The sequence below is a fragment of the Pasteurella pantherarum genome (assembly GCF_049670885.1).
GTDB lineage: Bacteria > Pseudomonadota > Gammaproteobacteria > Enterobacterales > Pasteurellaceae > Pasteurella.
The window spans coordinates 1,898,694-1,920,749 of sequence record NZ_CP187173.1; the positions used below are offsets into that span (position 1 = coordinate 1,898,694).

Annotated in this window: 15 protein-coding genes; 9 read left to right on the forward strand and 6 right to left on the reverse strand. The window is 42.9% G+C overall.

Features of this window, described 5'->3' with window-relative positions:
* Window positions 1-215 precede the first annotated feature (215 nt).
* From ACPEEM_RS08885 to clpB, 3 genes are all read right to left on the reverse strand, one after another.
* Window positions 216-944 carry a cytochrome c biogenesis CcdA family protein gene (locus ACPEEM_RS08885; protein ID WP_424401795.1) on the reverse strand — a complete coding sequence of 243 codons (729 nt, stop codon included), beginning with the start codon at window positions 942-944 and terminating at the stop codon, window positions 216-218.
* Window positions 945-959: 15 nt separating this feature from the next.
* Window positions 960-1,334, reverse strand: coding sequence for a thioredoxin family protein (locus ACPEEM_RS08890; RefSeq protein WP_424401796.1), 375 nt, complete (start codon window positions 1,332-1,334; stop codon window positions 960-962).
* A gap of 172 nt (window positions 1,335-1,506) precedes the next feature.
* Window positions 1,507-4,074, reverse strand: a complete 2,568-nt coding sequence (gene clpB, locus ACPEEM_RS08895) for an ATP-dependent chaperone ClpB (RefSeq protein ID WP_424406716.1) — start codon at window positions 4,072-4,074, stop codon at window positions 1,507-1,509.
* A 278-nt stretch (window positions 4,075-4,352) separates the two neighbouring features.
* On the opposite strand from clpB, the gene dapF reads away from it, so the two are divergent.
* From dapF to ACPEEM_RS08920, 5 genes are all read left to right on the forward strand, one after another.
* A complete protein-coding gene (gene dapF / locus ACPEEM_RS08900) occupies window positions 4,353-5,177 on the forward strand; it encodes a diaminopimelate epimerase (RefSeq protein WP_424401798.1) in 825 nt (274 codons plus the stop codon).
* A gap of 87 nt (window positions 5,178-5,264) precedes the next feature.
* Window positions 5,265-5,960 carry a DUF484 family protein gene (locus ACPEEM_RS08905; protein WP_424401799.1) on the forward strand — a complete coding sequence of 232 codons (696 nt, stop codon included), beginning with the start codon at window positions 5,265-5,267 and terminating at the stop codon, window positions 5,958-5,960.
* A gap of 36 nt (window positions 5,961-5,996) precedes the next feature.
* The gene (gene xerC / locus ACPEEM_RS08910; RefSeq protein ID WP_424401800.1) at window positions 5,997-6,884 is read left to right on the forward strand and encodes a tyrosine recombinase XerC; all 888 of its coding nucleotides are present in this window, start codon (window positions 5,997-5,999) and stop codon (window positions 6,882-6,884) included.
* 9 nt (window positions 6,885-6,893) lie between these two features.
* Window positions 6,894-7,604 carry an HAD-IA family hydrolase gene (locus tag ACPEEM_RS08915; protein ID WP_424401801.1) on the forward strand — a complete coding sequence of 237 codons (711 nt, stop codon included), beginning with the start codon at window positions 6,894-6,896 and terminating at the stop codon, window positions 7,602-7,604.
* Window positions 7,605-7,610: 6 nt separating this feature from the next.
* Window positions 7,611-8,048, forward strand: a complete 438-nt coding sequence (locus tag ACPEEM_RS08920) for a nuclear transport factor 2 family protein (RefSeq protein ID WP_424401802.1) — start codon at window positions 7,611-7,613, stop codon at window positions 8,046-8,048.
* Window positions 8,049-8,081: 33 nt separating this feature from the next.
* On the opposite strand, the gene ACPEEM_RS08925 is transcribed toward ACPEEM_RS08920, so the two are convergent.
* Window positions 8,082-8,987, reverse strand: coding sequence for a DMT family transporter (locus ACPEEM_RS08925; RefSeq protein WP_424401803.1), 906 nt, complete (start codon window positions 8,985-8,987; stop codon window positions 8,082-8,084).
* The gene (folB, locus tag ACPEEM_RS08930) at window positions 8,984-9,343 is read right to left on the reverse strand and encodes a dihydroneopterin aldolase (RefSeq protein ID WP_424401804.1); all 360 of its coding nucleotides are present in this window, start codon (window positions 9,341-9,343) and stop codon (window positions 8,984-8,986) included. The genes ACPEEM_RS08925 and folB overlap by 4 nt, the downstream gene beginning before the upstream one ends.
* Before the next feature lie 104 nt (window positions 9,344-9,447).
* Here folB and plsY point away from each other — a divergent pair, with 104 nt between their 5' ends.
* The gene (gene plsY / locus ACPEEM_RS08935) at window positions 9,448-10,050 is read left to right on the forward strand and encodes a glycerol-3-phosphate 1-O-acyltransferase PlsY (protein ID WP_424406718.1); all 603 of its coding nucleotides are present in this window, start codon (window positions 9,448-9,450) and stop codon (window positions 10,048-10,050) included.
* 108 nt (window positions 10,051-10,158) lie between these two features.
* Here plsY and zipA read toward each other — a convergent pair whose 3' ends face one another.
* Window positions 10,159-11,190: a cell division protein ZipA gene (gene zipA, locus ACPEEM_RS08940; RefSeq protein ID WP_424401806.1), complete on the reverse strand. Its 1,032-nt coding sequence runs from the start codon at window positions 11,188-11,190 to the stop codon at window positions 10,159-10,161.
* A 140-nt stretch (window positions 11,191-11,330) separates the two neighbouring features.
* On the opposite strand from zipA, the gene cysZ reads away from it, so the two are divergent.
* The 3 genes from cysZ (at window position 11,331) to ACPEEM_RS08955 (ending at window position 21,993) form a co-directional block, all read left to right on the forward strand.
* Window positions 11,331-12,128: a sulfate transporter CysZ gene (gene cysZ / locus ACPEEM_RS08945; RefSeq protein ID WP_424406720.1), complete on the forward strand. Its 798-nt coding sequence runs from the start codon at window positions 11,331-11,333 to the stop codon at window positions 12,126-12,128.
* Between the two features lie 100 nt (window positions 12,129-12,228).
* Window positions 12,229-13,176, forward strand: a complete 948-nt coding sequence (gene cysK / locus ACPEEM_RS08950; protein WP_424401808.1) for a cysteine synthase A — start codon at window positions 12,229-12,231, stop codon at window positions 13,174-13,176.
* Window positions 13,177-13,803: 627 nt separating this feature from the next.
* Window positions 13,804-21,993: a YadA-like family protein gene (locus ACPEEM_RS08955; RefSeq protein ID WP_424406722.1), complete on the forward strand. Its 8,190-nt coding sequence runs from the start codon at window positions 13,804-13,806 to the stop codon at window positions 21,991-21,993.
* The last annotated feature ends 63 nt before the right edge of the window (window positions 21,994-22,056 follow it).

The following is a 22,056-nucleotide window of genomic DNA, read 5'->3' on the forward strand; positions in this document are numbered from 1 at the left end:
TCATCGGATAGCAAGGCATAAATCAATCAAAATGCGATGATGTCGTTTCGATGATTTTGCGAAGAAGCCCCATATACTGCTCGGTTTTTTCAGACAAGGAAAGGGGCTTTTTCGTCTTTTGTTTTTTTATTTCTGCTTGTGTCAGAAACAAGCCAAAGTGCACTCCGTTTTAAACACATTTTGAGTGCACTTTTATTTTATTGAAGAAAGGAAAATTAAAAACGGGTGGTTAAATCGGTCAACCAATCTGGGCTTAATTGTACTAACCAAACTTCAATGTGTTTATCAAAGCCTGTTAATACCAACAAACCGACCACTAATAAACTCCAGCCCATCACCACTCGCCCTTTTTGACCTGCATTCGCTAAGCGTTCACGTTTTTCACGGAAAAACTGACGAGAGAGTAAGCCGATTGTAATTAACGGAATGACCGCCCCTAAACTAAAGATCATCATGACAATGGCAACACTCACAAGGGCTTCTCCTTGGCTCGCCAATGCAATGGCAGCCCCTAAAGTTGGTCCGATACAAGGTGCCCAGACAATACCCAATAATAAACCGACCAAAAATTGTCCTGTGGCAGATTCAGGATTAAAGCCACTTAACCAAGCTTCGCCTCGTCCACTTAAGGCAGAAGTATAGCGACTAAAGAAAGCTTGTAAGCGGGTACTCAGCAGCCAAAATGCCACCAACAACATCAAAATTGCCGCACCATAACGTAAATATTCACTATTTAATCCTAAAGCTAAGCCGATTGAGGCGATCACCGTGCCCACTAAGGTGAACGATATTGCCATACCAAAAGCAAGGGTAAACAAACCAATTTTGCGTTTTGCCATGGCAGACGAAGCGACAATGGGTAAAATGGGCAAGACACAAGGGGATAAGGTGGTGAGTAATCCTGCCAATAAACTTAATGCTAAAACGGTAACACTGATATCCATGTGATTTTCTATCCATTAAGGTAAGGTAACAAATTGACGTAAAGGCACTTCACGGGTTTCGGCAATGCTACGACGCACTTCCTTGCCTTGATTAAAGAGAATTAATGTACTTTGACGAGTCACATTGAAATGTTTTAACACCTCTTTTTGATCGTCATAATCCACTTTAAATACGCTGTAATGTTTGAATTGTTCTTCTTGTAACATAGGTTCAAGTACCTTAACTTGGCGTTTACAGGTTGGACACCAATCAGCGTAAACATCAATTAAAACAGGTTGTTGACTTTGTAATGCGGTCTCAAAGGCTTGTTGTTCGAAAGGTTTAAAGTCCACCGCAAAAGCTTGCACAGAGACAAACAAGGTGGCGAAAAGGGTTAAGAATTTTTTCATAGTGTTCTCCTATCAACTCAGGTTAAGGGATAATAAAGCCATCTTTTCATTAGACGAGAGTTTGCGGTGCGACTTACAAAACTTTTTTAAAACAGACCGCACTTTGGCACAGAATTTGGCACATAAAAAAAGCCCAATGCTGACACATTGGGCTAAATATCATGGCGTGATCTTATTGTTTCGCTACGATGTTTCCATCTACATAATCAATGGTCACCAACTGATCTGGCAACAATTTTCCTGACAGAATTTGTTGTGCCAATGGGTTTTCGATTTCTTGTTGAATAGCACGTTTTAACGGACGTGCACCATACACAGGATCGTAACCCACCTCGCCAATAAAATCTAAGCAAGCATCGGTAAAGTGTAATTGATAACCATGACTTTCCATGCGTTTGATTAAACGTTGTAACTGAATCGTCGCAATGGCACGAATATTTTCTTTACCTAATGGATGGAAGACCACGGTTTCATCAATACGGTTGATAAATTCTGGGCGGAAATGTTGTCCCACCACCGTCATCACTAAGGCTTTCATACTGTCGTAATCTGTATTTTTATTTTCTTGGATCAAATGAGAGCCAAGATTTGAAGTCATAATCACCACGGTATTGCGAAAATCCACTGTGCGACCCTGACCATCTGTTAAACGACCATCATCTAACACTTGTAACAAAATGTTAAACACATCATGATGTGCTTTTTCCACTTCATCTAACAAAATCACAGAATAAGGACGACGACGTACCGCTTCCGTTAAATAACCACCCTCTTCATAGCCCACATAGCCCGGAGGTGCCCCCACTAAACGAGACACACTGTGTTTTTCCATAAATTCTGACATATCAATACGCACCATGGCGTTTTCATCGTCAAACAGGAAGTTGGCAAGGGTTTTACACAATTCGGTTTTCCCTACCCCAGTCGGTCCTAAGAATAAGAAAGAACCAATTGGACGATTTGGATCGGATAACCCTGCTCGACTACGACGAATGGCATTTGCCACCGCTTCAATGGCTTCATTTTGCCCGATGACCCGTTTGTGTAATTCCTCTTCCATACGCAAGAGTTTTTCTTTTTCCCCTTCCATCATTTTCGCCACAGGGATCCCCGTTGCACGAGAAAGCACTTCAGCGATTTCTTCATCGGTTACACGATAGCGAAGTAAGGTCATTTCTTTACCTTCCGCCGATTCCGCTTGGGCTAATTGTTTTTCAAGGGCTGGAATCACCCCATATTGCAATTCGGACATTTTGGCAAAATCACTCACACGGCGTGCTTGTTCCATTTGGGTTTTCGCACTGTCTAATTCTGCCTTAATATGTTGCGTGCCTGAAAGGGCGGCTTTTTCCGCTTTCCACACCTCTTCTAATTCCGCATATTCACGTTCTTTGTGGCTCAATTCCTTTTCTAGCATCTCTAAACGTTTACGGCTGGCGTCATCGTCTTCTTTTTGTAAGGCTTGTTGTTCCAATTTTAACTGGATAATACGACGTTCTAACCGATCCAAAGGTTGTGGTTTGGAATCAATTTCCATACGAATACTTGACGCCGCCTCATCAATCAAGTCAATGGCTTTATCTGGCAATTGACGATCAGAAATATAGCGATGAGACAGGGTCGCTGCCGCCACAATGGCGGGGTCGGTAATTTGCACATGGTGGTGGATTTCATAACGTTCTTTCAAACCACGCAAAATGGCAATGGTGTCTTCCACTGTTGGCTCGCCTACAAACACTTTTTGGAAACGACGCTCAAGGGCGGCATCTTTCTCAATATATTGGCGATATTCATCAAGGGTGGTAGCCCCCACGCAGTGCAATTCCCCACGAGCCAAACTTGGTTTAAGCAGATTACCTGCATCCATCGCCCCATCAGTTTTGCCTGCCCCCACCATGGTGTGAATTTCGTCGATGAATAAAATGACTCGACCTTCTTCTTTCGCCAATTCATTTAATACCGCTTTTAAACGTTCTTCAAATTCACCACGGTATTTCGCCCCTGCAATCAACGCCCCCATATCAAGGGAAAGCACCCGTTTATTTTTCAAGCCTTCAGGCACTTCACCGTTAACAATACGTTGTGCCAAGCCTTCCACAATCGCCGTTTTCCCTACACCCGGTTCACCAATTAACACAGGGTTGTTTTTGGTACGGCGTTGTAACACTTGAATGGCACGACGAATTTCTTCATCACGCCCAATGACAGGATCCAATTTGCCACTTTCCGCCCGAGCGGTTAGATCAATGGTGTATTTTTCTAACGCTTGACGGCTTTCTTCGGCGTTAGGATCATTCACATTTTGTCCGCCACGCACTTTCTCAATGGCTTGTTGTAAATTGTCTTTTTTCACCCCGCACTTTTTCAACATCTCGCCAAGGCTTTTGTCCTCTAAAGCTGCCAATAAAAATAATTCAGAAGAAATAAATTTATCTTGGCGTTGTTGGGCGAGCTTATCGCACAGATTTAACAAATTCACCAAACTGCGTGATACTTGCACATCACCACCACTGCCCGACACTTGTGGCAAGCTATTGAGTTGGGCGTTTAATTCATTACGCAACAGCGGTAAATTGGCACCACTGGCGGTTAAAATGGGTGCGGTAGAGCCGCCTTGTTGGTTGAACAATGCACTGAGCAAATGAGCAGGCTCAATAAATTGGTTATCTTTACCAATCGCCAAAGACTGTGCTTCTTGAATGGCTTGTTGGAATTTTGTCGTGAATTTTTCGATATTCATATTTGCTCTCCTTTATCATGTTCTTTCATCAGGTACAATGAAAATAGCCCCTTGATTTACAGGGAATAAATAAGCCCCTTTTTATTGTTTTCAAGAGTGGCTAATGGATATATTTATTGCGTTCATCATAAGCCCCTCAATTTTCAATGAGTTAGGCGAAAAAAAGTGCGGTCATTTTTTAGCAAATTTTGTGCCTGCAATGCGATGCTAATGATTTACTGATTTTTCTTGCCTGTTATAATGCCAGTCATTCAGGTTTTTTATGAAAGGATAGGAAAATGCAATTTTCCAAAATGCATGGCTTAGGCAATGATTTTGTTGTCGTTGATGCCGTGACACAAAATGTTTATTTTTCGCCAGACACGATCAAGCGTCTGTCCGATCGCCATCGTGGGATCGGGTTTGATCAGATGTTGATTGTTGAACCACCTTATGATCCCGATCTGGATTTCCATTACCGCATTTTTAATGCTGATGGCAGTGAGGTTGCCCAATGTGGTAACGGGGCTCGCTGTTTTGCCCGTTTTGTGACATTAAAAGGGCTGACAGATAAAAAAGAGATTGCAGTCAGCACCCAAACGGGCAAAATGATTTTATCCCTAAAAGATGACGGTATGATCCGCATCAATATGGGCGAGCCGATTTGGGAACCCGCCAAAATTCCGTTTACTGCCAATAAGTTTGAAAAAAATTATATTTTACGCACCCCTATTCAAACGGTGTTATGTGGTGCCGTGTCCATGGGCAATCCCCATTGTGTGGTGCAAGTGGAGGATATCCAAACCGCCAATGTTGAACAATTAGGTCCATTGTTAGAAAGCCATGAACGTTTCCCAGAACGTGTCAACGCAGGCTTTATGCAAGTGATCTCTCGTCGCCATATTAAGTTACGAGTGTATGAACGGGGTGCAGGCGAAACCCAAGCCTGTGGTAGTGGTGCTTGTGCGGCGGTTGCTGTGGGCATTATGCAAGGTTTACTGGACAGCAAAGTGCAAGTGGATCTCCCCGGTGGGAGCTTGGTAATTGAATGGGATGGTATTGGCAACCCTTTATTTATGACAGGTGATGCAACACATGTGTATGATGGGGTGATTCGGTTATAGTCAAGCCATTCTTCTTGCCTACTTTCTTTTATATCAGTTAAAGAAAGTAGGCGGCGTTAATGAATTTCAAACGAAAAATAAAACACTATGCAAAAACAACCCCTCACCCCAGCTGATATCATCAGCTACCTTAAACAACACAAGGATTTTTTCCTACACCATCCAGAAATACTGGACGAACTGAACCTGCATTGTAGCCAAAAAGACACGCTGTCTTTAGTGGAAATTCAGCTGGAACGACAACGTCATCGTATTCACGAATTAGAAGCGGAGCTGGAAAAATTCACCCAACTTGCCATTCAAAATAGCGACATTTTTCTTGGTTTACTGCCTTTGCAACAACAACTTTCTCAAGCACAAAATCTTGCAGAAGGGATTCAAAAGCTCAATCAATGGGTAAAAAAATTTGATTTGCAGCAAGCCAAAATCTTACTGTTTACCGACTCATGGCAGAAATGTGAAAGTTTAACAGAGGAAATGTGGCTTGATCGTAAGGCATTTGACATTGTGCGTTTAGAACGATTTGGCTTACGCCGTTTTTATCTTGGAATGATGACGCATAAAGAAAAAACTATGTTGTTTTTGCCCGAAGAATTTCCGATCGGCTCAGTGGCGTGCTGTTTGTTGGGTGGCAAAACGTCGCAAAAACCGACCGCACTTTTGCTCTTTTCAGCCAGAGATGAACGCCATTTCCATAATGGACAAGACACCGATTTTTTGAAACATTTGGTGGATATTGTTGAACTACACTTAGGACGATGGGTAGACAGTTTTAAAAAATAATGTGTGTTAAGCAACACAACGCGGAGCATAAGTGAGATGCAAGAACAGTTAGAAAAATATTGGAATTATCTGAAAATTGAGCGTCAAGTAAGTCCGCATACGTTGAAAAATTATCAACACCAGCTCAATTGTATTGTGACGATGTTAAGCGAAAATGGGGTCACAAGTTGGCAAGCAGTTACCCCGAGCGTGGTGCGTTTTATTTTGGCAGAAAGCAATAAAGCGGGCTTGAGTGCCCGCAGTTTAGCCTTACGTTTGTCGGCATTACGGCGATTTTTTACCTATTTGGTTCAACAAGAGGAATTGAAGGTGAATCCCGCCACGGGCGTGTCCGCACCAAAACAAAATCGCCATTTGCCGAAAAATATTGATGCGGAGCAAGTGCAAAAACTGTTGAATAATGACAGCAAAGAACCCATTGATGTGCGTGATCGAGCCATGTTGGAATTGTTATACAGCTCAGGCTTACGCTTATCCGAATTACAAAGTTTAAATTTAAACAGTATTAATACACGTGTACGAGAAGTGCGAGTCATCGGGAAAGGGAATAAAGAACGCATTGTGCCTTTTGGTCGCTATGCCTCTCATGCGATTCAACAATGGTTAAAAGTCAGAATGCTGTTTAATCCCAAAGATGAGGCGTTATTTGTGAGCCAATTAGGCAATCGACTCACCCATCGCTCGATTCAACAACGACTTGAGCAATGGGGGATTCGTCAAGGCTTAAGCAGTCATCTCAATCCCCATAAATTACGCCATTCTTTCGCCACACATATGTTAGAAGCCAGCTCAGATTTACGTGCGGTGCAAGAGTTATTAGGGCACAGTAATTTATCCACCACCCAAATTTATACTCATTTAAATTTTCAACATTTAGCAGATGTTTATGATTCTGCCCACCCACGCGCAAAGCGTAAAAAATAGGAAAACGGAATGAAATTCTACCGCACTTTGCACCCTTTCAAATTAATCAGCTTTGATTTAGACGATACGCTGTACGACAACAGCGACGTCATTCGCCTCGCAGAAGCACACTTTTTCGATACCCTCAAGCAAGAAAGCCAATTGGCGTTAACCCCTGAAGAATGGCGAACATGGAAACACCTTGTCGAACAACAACAGCCCATGTTATGTGAAGATGTGGTGGCGTGGCGGATTGAAACCTTGCAACAACTTCTCGCCCACTATCAGAAAAGTGCGGGTGAAATTACACGAATTTGCCAACACGCCATGGACTTATTTGTGGAATGGCGTCATAAAATTGATGTGCCCACAGACAACCAACAAGTGTTAAATATGCTGAAACAGAAATACCCGCTAGTGGCGATCACCAATGGAAATGTGGATCCTCAACGTATTGGATTAGCCCAGTTTGATTTGGTGCTACGAGGGGGAGAGCAAGGGCGAGCCAAGCCCCATCACGATTTATTTCATCAAACCGCACAACAATTTGGGCTTCAACCACGGGAGATTTTACATGTCGGTGATAATTTAATTACCGATGTGCAAGGGGCGATTCAGGCAGATTGTCAGGCGGTTTGGCTGAATGTATCAGGCAAATCCTTGTGGGACTGTGAAGAGGCAAAAATCATGCCAACCTTAGAAATTACAGCATTGCCACAATTGTTAATGTTGCTGGAGTAATGGCTTATGAGTGAAGAAACCCTACTGCAACAACGAGAAGAACGGATCCGTTTATGGTTTGAAATGTGGTTACAACAGCAAGATTTAGGGATTGATCAGATCTTCACGCCAGAAGTGACTTACATTGAAAGTTGGGGACCGAAATACACCCATCGTACCACCCTTAAACATTGGTTTGCGGAATGGAATCGCCGTGGCAAAGTCTTGCGTTGGGATATCAAAGACTATTTTCACAAAGACAATCAAACCATTGTGCAGTGGAGCTTTTGCGATCACATGCATGATGGTCGCCGCGAAGCCTTTGATGGTATGTCGTTAATTAAATGGTCTGAGCATAACCAAATTGACTATGTGCAGGAATTTGGTTGCCATCTTGAGCGTTATGATCCTTACGAACAAGACGCCAATCCCCATTACCGTTCCGAAAAAAAACAGTGGTTTTGACGAAAACCACAATCAGAAGAAAAGGGGATTTTTTTATGAAGGTGCCCGTCGATTACAAAGGAATAAACCCACAATAATCAAGCCCGCACTGATAATATGATAGAAAGCCAGTGTTTCATTTAACACTAAGACTCCCAATAATGCCGCAAACAACGGCGTGGCATTGGTAAACGCTGCCCCTTTTTCTGCCCCCACCAACGAGATGCCATAATTCCAAAAAGCATAAGAAAGAATAGAAGGACCAATAATGAGGTAAGCAATAATACTGTATTGTGTTGGGGTTAAACTGGTGAGAAAAGCAGGCGGTAATTGTTGGTATTGCCAGATAAACAAGGGACTTAATAGCAACATCGCAATACACACTAACGTGGTCAACATCACGGTATTGGGTAAAACAGCAGGTTTCAAACGAATAATACAACAATAAAGAGACCAACTGATCGCCGAACCTAACGCCCATAAATCCCCTTGATTCACCTCAAGTTGCATTAAACGGGTTATCTCACCTCGACTAAGCAACCAAAGCACCCCAATGAAGCTCAAGAATGCCCCCGTTAATCCCATCGCACGAATAGGATCACCAAAAAACACTCGATTGAGGAATAAAACAAAAATCGGCACAACCGCAAGGTAGATACTGGCGTTCAGTGCGGTGGTAGTTTGTAAACCTTGATATAAAAACACAGGGAAAATGGCAATACCTAACACAGCAAGTGCGGTCAAAATAAGCCAATGTTTACGAATGACATCACAAAATGTAAAGCTTCGTCGAGCAAAGAGGAATAACAAAATGAATGCCGCAGGAAACCAGCGTACATAATTTAATATCACGGGTGGAATTTCCGTGCTCAGAATTTTGCCAAAGAGATAGTTGCCACCCCAAAATAAGGTGGCTAACACTAAGCAAAAATAGCCATAAGCCTCACTTTGTTTTTTCATGATGAAATGCCACGAGTGACAATAATGCCCACATTTTTAGCCTGAGCCACCGCTTTGGGCTTACTGAGTTTTAAGCGTAACCACGTTATCGCAAAACGCTGTTGCAATGCCTCTGCCACTTCATACGCCACTCGCTCAATTAATAAAAAAGGTTTTGATTGAACATAATCAATAATAAAGTCACTCACTTCGGCATAATTCAAGCAATATTGCACATCATCCGTTTCCGCAGCTTGGCGACAATCCCATGCCATTTCAAGATCAAACACTAATTTTTGCTTAATTTGTTGTTCCCAATCATATACCCCGATTTGAGCGAAAACAGTCAATTCTTCAATGAAAATGCGATCAATCATTCAGTTATCTCTTCTTATATGAAATTTCATTAGGCTTATGCTATCAATTTTATGTACAATAGACGATATTTTTTTCGACAACGCCCCCCTCAAAAGGACAAAAAATGAGCCTATTTGCGATTTTCTACATGTTCCTTGCGTATTTATTAGGATCCGTCTCCAGTGCAATTTTATTGTGTCGTTTAGCCCGTTTACCCGATCCCAGAGAAAACGGCTCCCATAATCCCGGTGCTACAAATGTCTTACGAATTGGCGGACGTTGGATCGCATTGAATGTGCTAATTCTAGATATGTTAAAAGGAATGTTGCCTGTTTGGTTGGGTTATTATCTTGGGCTCACCCATTTCGAATTAGGCATGGTGGCATTAGGGGCGTGTTTAGGGCATATTTTCCCAGCCTTTTTTAAATTTAAAGGGGGAAAAGGTGTGGCAACGGCTTTTGGTGCCATTGCTCCGATCTCATGGGGCGTGGTCGGCACCATGTTAGGAACCTGGTTGTTGGTGTTTCTCGTCAGTGGATATTCTTCTTTAAGTGCGGTACTCACTGCACTTTTAGTCCCCTTCTATGTTTGGTGGTTTAAGCCTGAATTTACGTTTCCCGTCGCCCTCGTATGTTGCTTACTGGTTTATCGTCATCACGATAATATCCAACGTTTATGGCGAGGACAGGAAGATAAAATGTGGACAAAGTTTAAAAAGAAAAATTAACCTCAAAGGTGGTAAGAGGTGAAAAGTGCGGTCGATTTTGAAAAAATTTCTAAAAAAATCACCGCACTTTTTTTGGTGCGGTGATCTTCATTGTGCCATAAAGCGACATTATTTTACTTTTGCTAAATAAGCCTGCTCTGCCGCATCATCAAACATTTCTTGCTTATCGGTTAATACAAACCCGCCAAGATCTTCTGCAATACTTTTTGCAGCTCGAATCATCATGCGTAAATTCATCAAGTCATTCCCTTCCGAAGGAAGTTGCATAAATAAGGCAATACCAATGGTACTAAAATCATTCATGTTGTAATCAAAAGTGCCGGGCTGTTGAATGTTCGCCACACTAAATAAAATCGGGCTGCTGACACTTAAATCGGAATGGCGGTGATAAATGTTACGTTCGCCAAATAAGAAACCCAGTTCATCGAGAATTTTCGCCAGTTTTGCCCCCTGAAATTGGTAATTTTCAGGTGCCACCACATACATCATGATAAAAGAAGGGGCTTCCTGCTGTGCTTGCGTATGAGTGCGGTCTGTTTCCGCTTTTTTTATTTCCTCATCCGTGTCTTGCGGTTCTTCAATCGGTGGCATTTCTTGTAAAGAAGATAAAGGAATATCCGTAGAATTATGAGCTAACTCGGCTAATTGACGACGTAAATCGGCAGAATGCGTATCTACGCCCATTTCTTGATCGGTGTAACGCTCGGCTTCTTCCAGTGTTGTTAATGCAGGTTCAGAAAAGCTTGGCATGGGCTCAACACGGGCGTGATAGCTGGCTTGCGTATTATTGGGCAGGCTAATTTTAATATTTTCTACCGCCCGATCGACACTGTGTTCATTCTCTTGATGATATGCTCGAGTGTCATTCATCACGGTGGTGCTTTCGCCATCAAAAGGGAACGTTTGTTGCTGTGGTGAAACCTCCTCTTCTTCTAAAGGCACCACGGGCGAAACGGGCATCGGTTGAGTGCTCGCCGCACTCACTTGTGGCGGGGGCTCTCTTAAACGAGCCTCACGACTGAATGTGTTCGCATTTTTAAAATATTGGGATTTTTCACGGCGATTTGCCCACAAGCCGTGTGCAACTAAAATAATTAAAGCGATAATGCCTAAAATAATCAAAATGGTATTCAAATTCATTATCCATTCCTCCAGCCATGAATAAATAGGATATAAATGCGGTAAGCTTATCATATTTTCCCAAGGCGGTAAGCTTTAAAAATTGATTTTTTTCAGCACACTTTGTATTCTAGCTTTTTTAAATTTTTAGGATATTTCTTATGCAACAGTCTGAATTATATAAAGCATTTCATTATTTTATGACAGGTTGGCACCTGATTACCCAAAAAGGACTACGCCGTTTTGTCGTGTTGCCTATTTTATTAAACATTGTGTTATTAAGCGGACTCTTCTGGTTATTCATCAGCCAAATTGATAGCTTGATCGATAGTATGATGCATTATATTCCTGAATGGTTAAGCTGGTTAAGTGCAGTATTATTAGCCTTATCCATTTTACTCATTCTTGTTTTTTTCTATTTTATTTTTACTACATTATCTGGTTTTATTACCGCCCCGTTTAATGGGCTGTTAGCGGAAAAAGTCGAACGTATGCTAGCAGGGCAAAGCATTGAAGACGGGGGCATCTTAGATTTTGTCAAAGATATTCCTCGCATGTTAGCTCGTGAATGGCAAAAGTTATTATATAGCCTACCTCGCTTTATTTTGCTTTTTGCACTTGGTTTTGTGCCAGTGTTAGGGCAAACTATCGTCCCCATTATTGCTTTCCTTTTTACCGCATGGATGATGGCTATTCAATATTGTGATTACCCCTTTGATAATCATAAAGTGCCGTTTTTCGTGATGAAGCAAGCCTTGGGGCAAAAAGGCACATTAAGTGTCACCTTTGGCGGTTTAGTGGCAGTTTGTACCTTTGTGCCTTTGATCAACTTAGTGGTGATTCCTGTTGCTGTGTGTGGTGCGACAGCGATGTGGGTGGAAAATTATCGTGATCGCCTCGCCTCCACAAGTACTTCCACAAGTGTTGACAAATCGTCAGGGAATCAAATCGTGAAATAATTTTTTGCTATAAAATATAGCCATTGACTATTTTTTAGCAAAAAGGAATTGTGTTAAATATAAGGATATTTTTTACACACAAATGAACAAGGAAAAACACATGACTATTTATGCAGATAACTCTTATTCTATTGGTAACACACCATTAGTGCGTCTAAAACATTTCGGTCAAGGGAATATTATTGCCAAAATTGAGGGACGTAATCCAAGCTTTAGCGTGAAATGCCGTATCGGGGCAAACATGGTTTGGCAAGCAGAGAAAGATGGAATCCTCACCCCTGAGAAAGAAATTGTGGATGCGACCAGTGGTAATACAGGCATTGCGTTAGCCTATGTTGCGGCCGCCCGTGGTTATAAAATCACCTTAACCATGCCTGAAACCATGAGTGTGGAACGTAAACGTTTATTGCGTGGTTTGGGTGTCAATTTAGTGTTAACCGAAGGGGCAAAAGGCATGAAAGGTGCCATTGCAAAAGCAGAAGAAATTGTTGCCTCTGATCCACAGCGTTATATCATGTTAAAACAATTTGAAAACCCTGCAAACCCAGCGATTCACCAACAAACAACAGGTCCTGAAATTTGGCGTGATACTGAAGGTCAGATTGATGTATTAGTGGCGGGCGTTGGCACAGGCGGCACCATCACAGGAACAAGTCGTTATATCAAACAAGATAAAGGGAAAGCGATTATTTCGGTTGCAGTAGAACCAGCAGAATCCCCTGTCATTACCCAAACACTCGCAGGTGAAGAACTCAAACCTGCTCCACATAAAATTCAAGGTATTGGGGCAGGATTTATTCCAAAAAACTTAGATTTAAGTATCGTGGATCGTGTGGAAACCGTCAGCAGTGAAGAAGCCATTGAAACCGCTCGTCGCTTAATGGCAGAAGAAGGCATTTTAGCCGGTATTTCTTCTGGTGCAGCCGTGGCGGTTGCCGATCGTCTTGCTAAATTGCCAGAATTTACAAATAAGTGCATTGTGGTCATTTTACCTTCCGCAGCAGAACGTTACTTAAGTACGGCTTTATTTGAAGGTATCGAAGCCTAATCGTTTATTTTAATAAAAAAAGAAAAGTGCGGTGGAAATGGCAGAAATTTTCACCGCACTTTTTTATGTCAATTTTGTATAAAATGTAAACAAAATTGTAAACAATATTATTATGTTAGCTCCTATTTCTCTCTATTCTCTTTATTTTATAATCCGTTTCATTTTTTATTAATCATTTATTTAATACCCACACAACAAAAACAAATGATATTTTTTATTTAAAATAAATAAATCATCACTTCATTTTTTCTTGCTATGCGATCAAATCCCACACAAAAAACCCATGTATTATCATCAGGATAATATCTCATGCAATTTTGCTTCCTTTAAACTCACATAGCTGACTTATTTTCTCTTATCCTCGATCGGAATTATATTTCCAAAAAAATACGTTTATTCCCTTATTTAGGCTTGTTATTTCTCATCTTTTTATGAGTATTGTAATTTTATGTAAAGATTGTATCTATTTGAACGTTTCAGCTATCTTTGCTGAATCTTTTTTGCTATAAGTTAAACAGTTTTTCAGCGATCGCTGAACACAATGACAGCAAGATCCACAAACGCTCCATAATGAGAGCGAAGGAAGTATGTTCTTTTATTAACAATTGACAAGGGAACGAAAATAATATGAATAAAATCTTTAAAGTAATATGGAACCATGCCAGCCAAAGCTGGGTGGCGGTATCTGAGCTACAACGAGCAAAAGGTAAAACAAAATCACTCTCCACTGCACTAACCGTTGTGGCAAGTGCTTTATTGCTAGCCAGCGAAACACAAGCGGCTACTGTCGTAAACCCGACATCGGGGAATACGGTGACGAACTCAGATGGCACCGTAGTGTATGCCATTAATGGGAATGCAAATAATGCTCAAGATTCTGTAATCATTGGGAATAGTGCTAGTGCCTATAAAATGAAATCCATTGCTATTGGTAAAAATGCCAAATCTGATTCTGCACTCGGGATTGCAATTGGTAGCAATGCCAGTACCAAAAGAGAAAACTACGCCGTTCCACCTGGGGCAAAAGATCCTGCCGATAAAATTTATGGGGATCTGAATGCGGGGAATGCCACCGCCATTGGTAGTGATGCCTTCGCCAGTGGTGAAGGGGCTGTAGCGATTGGTCATAAAAACGAAGCGAAAGGGCTAAGCTCTGTCGCACTGGGTCGTTATGTCAAATCTAATCACCGTAATACCATTGGTATCGGTTTTAACTCAAGCTCTGTCGGGGATTCCTCCCTTGCCATCGGTACCAAAGCCAATGCATCGGGCGATTACACCTTAGCAATGGGTGATCGAGCTGTGGCTTCAGGCTATTCTGGCATTGGTCTTGGTGCAGAAGCCAAAGCCATAGGTCACTTTACCCTTTCCATCGGTAATGGTGCGGAAGCCCACTCCGAGGGGGCGGTTGTACTTGGGGCAAGTGCCAATGCCACTGAAAAGGCAGAAAAATCTGTGGTCATTGGTGTATCTGCCACAGCACATTCTGATAGCTCTGTCGCCATTGGTCGTGCGGCTTATGTTGCTAAAGACTCCGCTAATACCATTGCACTCGGTTATGATTCCAATGCGTTAGCCGTTGAGGCACTTTCCATTGGTAGTAAAACCAAAGTAGAAAGCAAAGCAGCCATCGCTTTAGGTAGCAATATTAATATTGCGAAAGGCTTTGATGAATCTGTTGCACTCGGGACAAATAGTACGGTGAGAGCAGCAACCAAAGAAGACGCCGCAACCGTCAATGGTTTCACGTATTCAGGTTTTCAAGGTGAAGAAAACTTAGAAAATGGTCGTGTAGTCTCCATGGGGAACGGCACCCATGCCCGTCAGGTAATCAATGTGGCACCTGGTAAAATTGCCTCAGACTCTACCGATGCTATCAATGGTTCACAACTTTATTTATTAGCTGATACCCTTGGTAATATTGCAAAAGCCACCGCCGCACATTTAGGTGGAGGGGCTGCAGTTACAAATAATAACATTTCTGCCCCAACCTATAAGATTTTTACAGGCTTAGAAACAGGTGGAAATAGTCAAACTGTATTTGAACAACCTGCCACTAACGTTGGTGCCGCTTTCACAAACTTAAATAGCTATGTCAACAAAGGCTTTAACGTGTCAGATAATGTGGGTACCGTACAAGGTGTGGTCACACCGGGGAATACGATCCAATTTATCGATGGTAAAAATACCAAAGCCAAAGTGGTCAAAGAAAAAGATGGTGTAACCAAAATTACGTTTGATGTGGAAACCACCGCAGGATCGGCACCGAATATAGAAACAGTCGGTCTCACAGTGAATGATGGCAAAGTCACGCTGCCACAACAAGCCGACGAAGCAAAACTCGTTAATGCCAAAGATATTGCGAATGCGATCAATAACAGTGCGTGGAAAGTGGGACGCTTAGGCGATCAAACAGGCTTTACGTTCAACGAAACCAATACGGGTGATGTGAAAGCGGGTGATGAATTCCGTGTCGCAGATGGCAATTTCACGAAAGTTACCGTGGGTACAAAACAAGAGGGTGATAAAACTATCAGTGCAGTCAAAGTGGATGTTGATGCCCAGAAAGTGGTTGAAGCTGCACAACGCCCTGTGGTGTATACCGATAATCAAGGTAATAAAGTGGTGAAATCGGGTAATAAGTTTGTCAAACTCGATCCGCAAGGTCTGCCGACTACAGGAGAAGTTGAGCCAGAAAATGTTATTGCCTCATTAAATGACGGTAGCAATAAAACTGACACACCGATGACATTAGCGAATGTGAAAAGTACCTTACCTGGCACAAAAGATAATCCAGGGGATCCTGCTGCTTCACAAGATAAACGAGAATTACCAGACTTCTCAAATGATAATGCGAAAAAACGACAACATGCCGCCACCATTGATGATGTGTTAAATGCAGGTTTTAACGTGCGAGGGGCGAAAACCGCAGAGGGTGCCGTAGAAGATGTGGATTTTGTCACACCTTATGACACCCTTGAGTTTGATGATGGTAATGCAACAGATATGCTTGTCACCACTAAAGACAACAAAACAACAAAAATTCAAGTAGATACTCGAACTGATAATACGACGATTGAAGTGACCAAAGATCGGAAATTAGCCGCTATTACGAGTTTGATTAATCCAATAAAAGACAAGCCCGCTGGTACAGTCAATACCTTTACCCCTGTCACAGCAACCGCATTAGTCACCGCCAACACCGTTGCAGAAGTCGCAAACAAAATTCTCGCTGAAGGATTAGATTTTACGGGCAACGATACCGATAACGTCATTCACCGTGATCTTGGTACCAAATTGACGATCAAAGGTGAAAAAGCTGATGCCACAGACACATCGGGTAAAAATCTGTATGTTGCGACGGATACTGGCACAAACGCCTTACTCATTAAATTCTCTGACAAACCCGAATTTAAAGAAATGACTTTGTCGGATGAAGATAAAGCCCCTGTCACATTGAGTATTACAGGTGCCGAAAATGCTCCAGCAGAATTAACATTAAATAGTGGTGATGCTAAAGCCCCTGTTGCGATTAAAAATGTCTCTGCAGGTGCGAAAGTACTCGATGGCACACATCGTGGTGATAAAGCAACAGCGGATACGTCCACTAAATTTGATGCTGATCCCGCTCGCTTACAACCAAAATTAAGCACCGCTTATACAGGCTTAGCGGATCTCAATGGTTCAGAAGCAACAAACGTCTTTACAGTTGCTGATGCCAAAAATCTTGGTTGGGTGGTTTCTGCGACAGGAAATGATTATGCAGATAAGGTCAGCAACGCCAATGAAGTCCGCTTTATTGGTAAAAATGCCGCCAAAGTCACTGGGGAAACCGATGCAAATGGTGTACGCACCATTACCGTTGATGTTGAGGCGTTAGCGGGACAACAACCTGTTGTTTATACAGACGCTCAAGGCAACAAATTGAAAAAAGCCGCAGATGGCAATTTCTATCCTGAAGATGTCGAGTTTGATGATGCTGGTAATCCAAAAGATCAAGCCACTGCCGAATCGAAAAAAGTAGCACCTGAAGATGTGATTGCCTCCTTAAATAACGGTCAAGATAAAACCGATACCCCAATGGCATTAGCGAATGTCAAAGGCAATTTAAACCGTGTGGATAAAGAAGGTAACGTAACAGATCCTGCGGGCAATCCATTAATAACACCTAACGCGAAAGATTTAACCAAAGCACCTGATTTACCGACTATTTTTGATGAAAATCAGCCAGGTTATGATGCCAAAGTGCTCAATAATGCCGCCACTATCGGTGATGTGCTCAATGCAGGCTGGAATTTACAAGGCAATGGTAAAGCGAAAGACTTTGTTAAACCATTTGATACGGTAAATTTTGCAGATGGCGTGGGAACAAGTGTTGATATTCAGGCTTCTGATGACGGTAAAGTAAACACAATTAAAGTGAATACCGTTACCGCTTACACCGATGCAGATGGCACTATCTTGAAGAAAGGCACTGATGGCAAATATTACAAACCTGACCAATTAGAAGCCAATGGGGATCCAAAACTAAATGAAACGGCGGTTGAAAATCCACAAGTGAATGTCATCAATGTTGATGGCACCGCCACTACCCCAACCGTATTAGGCAATGTCGCACAAGGGGCAAATACCATTGCGGATAAAGAAGCTGCGGGTAAACCATTAGTGAATGTAGGTGGAAAACTTTATGCACAAGATCAATTTGTCGATGGCAAATTGAAAGCCGATGCCGTTGAAGCACAAGGGGCAACGGATGTTACCACCCCTGTGGATAAAGCGAAAGCGGGATTAGCCGATTTAGCAAACTCCACTCCAACCAATGTGATGACCGTAGCAGATGCGAAAAACCTTGGCTGGGTGATTTCTGCCGATAAAGAAGACGGCAAAGATACACCATATGCGGCAGACGTTCGTACAGCCAGTGAAGTGAAATTCACCGGTAAAAATGGTGTGGAAGTGGTCGGCTCTACCAAAGATGGCGTGCGTGAAATTGCTATCTCCATGAAAGAAGGCGAGGTGGTGCCAAGCAATGAGTTTAAGGATCCAACAGGTAAAGTCCTCGTTAAAGTGGATGATCAGTATTACAACAAAGACGATATTGACCCAACCACAGGTAAACCGAAAGACAATACAGCCCCTGTTGTGTTAACCCCTGAACAAGAAGCGGCATTAGTCAACAACGGTAAACACTTTGTTACAGGAAATAAAGTGGCAGATGCGATTCAAAAATCAGGTTGGAATGTGGGCTTAGCGGATATCACTGCGGCAACAGACGCCTTTGCAAACCCTGACAATCAGCTTGCTGCCGATAAACTTGAAAAAGTGAATCCAAATGACAACCTTCGCTTTACCAATGGTAAAGGCACTACAGCAAAACTTGCTACAGTGAAAAAAGTGGATGCTGATGGCACCGTGGTAACAGATACCTTTATGAAGTTTGATGTGGATTTACCAATTACTTACCGTGCAGAAGATGATAATGGCAATCCATTAGTGAAAGCCAATGACGGTAAATGGTATCAACCAGATCAAGTCAACCCAGATGGTACCTTAAAAGATCCAGCAACGGCTGAAACACAACCAAAAGCAGGCTCAATTGGGGCGAAGTTGACGGATAATAATCCAGATACAAAAGATTATGACGTGAAAGATCCTATCAGCTTGGGTATGGCGAAATTCATCAAAGATAATCCGAATGCGACACCTGAAGAGATTGCCGCTGAACGAGACAAATTAGTGACAGCCAATCCTAATGCCAAAGATACCCTAGTCAAAGGCGAAGGTGGGGTGAACTTAAATAATGTGGCTTGGGCAGAAAAACCTGATCAAGCGGTGAATAAAGATCAGTTAGATCAAACCGTGGGCAAATCAGGGTTTGTGGTGAAACAAAATGGTCAATCCACTTTGGAAGCCAATGCCAATGCAACGGAAGATGATAAATCCGAAAAAGTCACGCCGAACGACGTGGTGGATTTTGTTAACGGCATTAATACCCAAGTGAACGTGAAAACAGAACGCGAAGCGGGTCGTGATGTCACTAAAGTGCGGGTCGATGTGGCGGGACTTCCTGTAACCTATACAGATAAAGACGGCAACAAAGTGGCGAAAGCACCAGACGGCAGTTACTACAAAGTGGATCCTGCAACAGGTCTACCAAAAGTTCAGCCAGATGGTACGCCAGATCCTGCTGCCAAAGTGGAAAATGGCGATGTGATTGCGAGCATGGTCAACCCTGAAGGTGATAGCACCACCACCCCAACCGCACTCACCAATGTGGCACAAGGGGCAGGCACACTTGACGGGGCGAAAGATGACAAAGGTAATCCGTTAGTCAATGTTGAGGGTAAATACTACAGCCGTGATCAATTTGACCCAGCAACGGGTAAATTAAAAGCAGGCGAAGAAGATAATGATGTTACCCCTGCAACCGCCGCTAACCCAGACTCACCATTTAACGGTTTAGCCTCATTAGAGAATGCCAAACCAAGCAATGTGATGACGGTGGCAGATGCGAAAAATCTTGGTTGGGTCATCTCTGCGGATAAACAAGAAGGTAAAGATGAGCCGTATTCTGATGATGTTCGCAATGCCAGCGAAGTGAAATTCACAGGCGGTGCAGGCATTGAGGTCACAGGCAAAACCACTGATAACATTCGTGAAATCAATATTTCCTTGAAGAAAGGGGAAGTGATGCCAACGGATGCGAAAGACAAAGAGGGCAATATCCTTGTGAAAGTGGGTGATGACTACTTCAAAGCGGAGGATATTGATACCAACGGCAAACCGAAACCAAATGCAACAAAAGTGAATCCTGATGATGTGGTGAAAGCAGACAATGCGGGTGAAGGTTTTGTGACAGGTAACCAAGTAGGTGATGCAATTCGTGGTTCAGGCTTTGTGGTGGGTAAAGCCACCGATGTGCCTGCGGCGGATAAATTTGAAAACAAAGACGAGCGTGTGAATCCAAACGATGAACTTCGCTACGCGGATGGTAAAAATACCCATGTGAAACTGGCAACAGTGGAAAAAGTGGATGCCTCTGGCACTGCTATGACGGTGACCACCGTGAAAGTGGACTCTGATTTACCAATCGACTTCAAATTTACAGATGCGAAAGGCAAAGAGTATGCAAAAGCGAACGACGGTAAATTCTACGAGAAAGAGGCAGTGAATCCAGATGGTAGCTTGAAAGATCCTGCGTCTAATCCGACCGCACTTGAACCTGCTGAAGTCGCGAAACTCAAAAAAGGTGCACAGCTAACCAACGGCGTGAATAACGACGGGGTAGCCAATAAACCTTATGAAGCGAAAGATCCGATCCAACTTGCGGTTCAAAAAGCGGTTGTGGAAACATTAACGGCGAACCCTGATGCCACACCAGAAGAAATTGCCAGTGCCGTTGCCACTGCAAAAGCAGAAGCCATTAAAGCGGAACCCGCGGCGAAAGACACCATTAAAGCAGGTGATGGCGGTGTCAGCCTCGACAATGTGGCTTGGGCAGAAAAACCTGATCAAGCGGTGAATAAAGACCAGTTAGATCAAACGGTGAATAAATCTGGTTTCTATGTGAAACAAAATGGTAAATCCACCTTAGCGGATAACGCCGATGCCACAGAAGATGCGAAAACCGAAAAAGTGACGCCAAATGATGTAGTGAACTTTGTTAACGGTGGTAATTTGCTTGCCAAAGCAGAAACCAAACGTGATGAAGCCACAGGACAAGACATCACAGAAGTGAGTTATAGCGTAACAGGTTTACCAATTGCCTATACCACAAAAGAAGGTACACCAGTGGTGAAAGTGGGAGACAAATTCTTTAAAGTGAATAAAGATGGTTACCCAGTAGGGGATGCTGTTCCAGCAGAAGAGTTAGCAACGCAATTAGTTAACCCAACTGCAACCCCAGATCAAATTGGCAAACCAAGTGTCTTGGCGAATGTTGCTTCAGGCACAAATACCATTGCAGACAAAGTCGGGGATGATGGCAAAGCACTCGTTCAAGTAGGCGAAGGACCAGATGCCAAATTCTACACCGCCGATCAATTTGTCGATGGTGTGTTAAAACCTGATGCCAATGCCGTGGCAGCACCAACTGCAGCGACAAAACCTGTGGATAAAGCGAAAGCAGGCTTAGCGGACTTGAAAAACTCCAATGCGAAAAACGCCCTATCTGTTGCGGATGCGAAAAAACTTGGTTTCGTGATCAGTGCGGGGGATTATGCTGCTGATGTGCGTACAGCGGATGTTGTTGAGTTCGCAAGTGGCAATGATCTTGCCGAAGTACGTGGTATCACTCGAGCAGATGGTGTAAGAGAAATCAAAGTCACTGTCAGCAAAGATCCTGCGTTCAATTCCGTTAAAGTGGGTGGCAATGACGGACCGAAAATCAGTGCAACACCAGAAGGTGATTTGATGTTGACGAAAAAAGACGGTTCACCAGTTCGTATTACCAATGTAGCAAAAGGTGTCGATCCAAATGATGCTGTTAACGTAGGTCAATTGCATGACGAGGTCGGTAAAGCACTCGATGGTGCGGTATTACAGAAATTTGGTGACCTCAATGGTCGTCTCAACAAAGTCGACAAAAATATGCGAGCAGGTATTGCAGGGGCGAATGCAGCCACAGGCTTACCGCAAGTTTACTTACCGGGTAAATCCATGTTAGCGGCTTCAGCAGGTACCTTCAAAGGTGAAAGTGCCATCGCAGTGGGCTACTCACGTGCGAGCGATAACGGCAAAGTGATCTTGAAACTACAAGGTAACGGCAATACTCGTGGCGATGTCGGCGGCTCCGTCGGTATAGGTTATCAATGGTAACCTCATCCATCACAAGTTAGACAAAACGCACCTCATTGAGGTGCGTTTTTTTATGCCTCTTTA

Coding starts and splice junctions, on each gene's coding strand:
- ACPEEM_RS08885 (WP_424401795.1), bottom strand. CDS start 944: ATGGATATCAGTGTTACCGTTTTAGCATTAAGTTTATTGGCAGGATTA.
- ACPEEM_RS08890 (WP_424401796.1), bottom strand. CDS start 1,334: ATGAAAAAATTCTTAACCCTTTTCGCCACCTTGTTTGTCTCTGTGCAA.
- clpB (WP_424406716.1), bottom strand. CDS start 4,074: ATGAATATCGAAAAATTCACGACAAAATTCCAACAAGCCATTCAAGAA.
- dapF (WP_424401798.1), top strand. CDS start 4,353: ATGCAATTTTCCAAAATGCATGGCTTAGGCAATGATTTTGTTGTCGTT.
- ACPEEM_RS08905 (WP_424401799.1), top strand. CDS start 5,265: ATGCAAAAACAACCCCTCACCCCAGCTGATATCATCAGCTACCTTAAA.
- xerC (WP_424401800.1), top strand. CDS start 5,997: ATGCAAGAACAGTTAGAAAAATATTGGAATTATCTGAAAATTGAGCGT.
- ACPEEM_RS08915 (WP_424401801.1), top strand. CDS start 6,894: ATGAAATTCTACCGCACTTTGCACCCTTTCAAATTAATCAGCTTTGAT.
- ACPEEM_RS08920 (WP_424401802.1), top strand. CDS start 7,611: ATGAGTGAAGAAACCCTACTGCAACAACGAGAAGAACGGATCCGTTTA.
- ACPEEM_RS08925 (WP_424401803.1), bottom strand. CDS start 8,987: ATGAAAAAACAAAGTGAGGCTTATGGCTATTTTTGCTTAGTGTTAGCC.
- folB (WP_424401804.1), bottom strand. CDS start 9,343: ATGATTGATCGCATTTTCATTGAAGAATTGACTGTTTTCGCTCAAATC.
- plsY (WP_424406718.1), top strand. CDS start 9,448: ATGAGCCTATTTGCGATTTTCTACATGTTCCTTGCGTATTTATTAGGA.
- zipA (WP_424401806.1), bottom strand. CDS start 11,190: ATGAATTTGAATACCATTTTGATTATTTTAGGCATTATCGCTTTAATT.
- cysZ (WP_424406720.1), top strand. CDS start 11,331: ATGCAACAGTCTGAATTATATAAAGCATTTCATTATTTTATGACAGGT.
- cysK (WP_424401808.1), top strand. CDS start 12,229: ATGACTATTTATGCAGATAACTCTTATTCTATTGGTAACACACCATTA.
- ACPEEM_RS08955 (WP_424406722.1), top strand. CDS start 13,804: ATGAATAAAATCTTTAAAGTAATATGGAACCATGCCAGCCAAAGCTGG.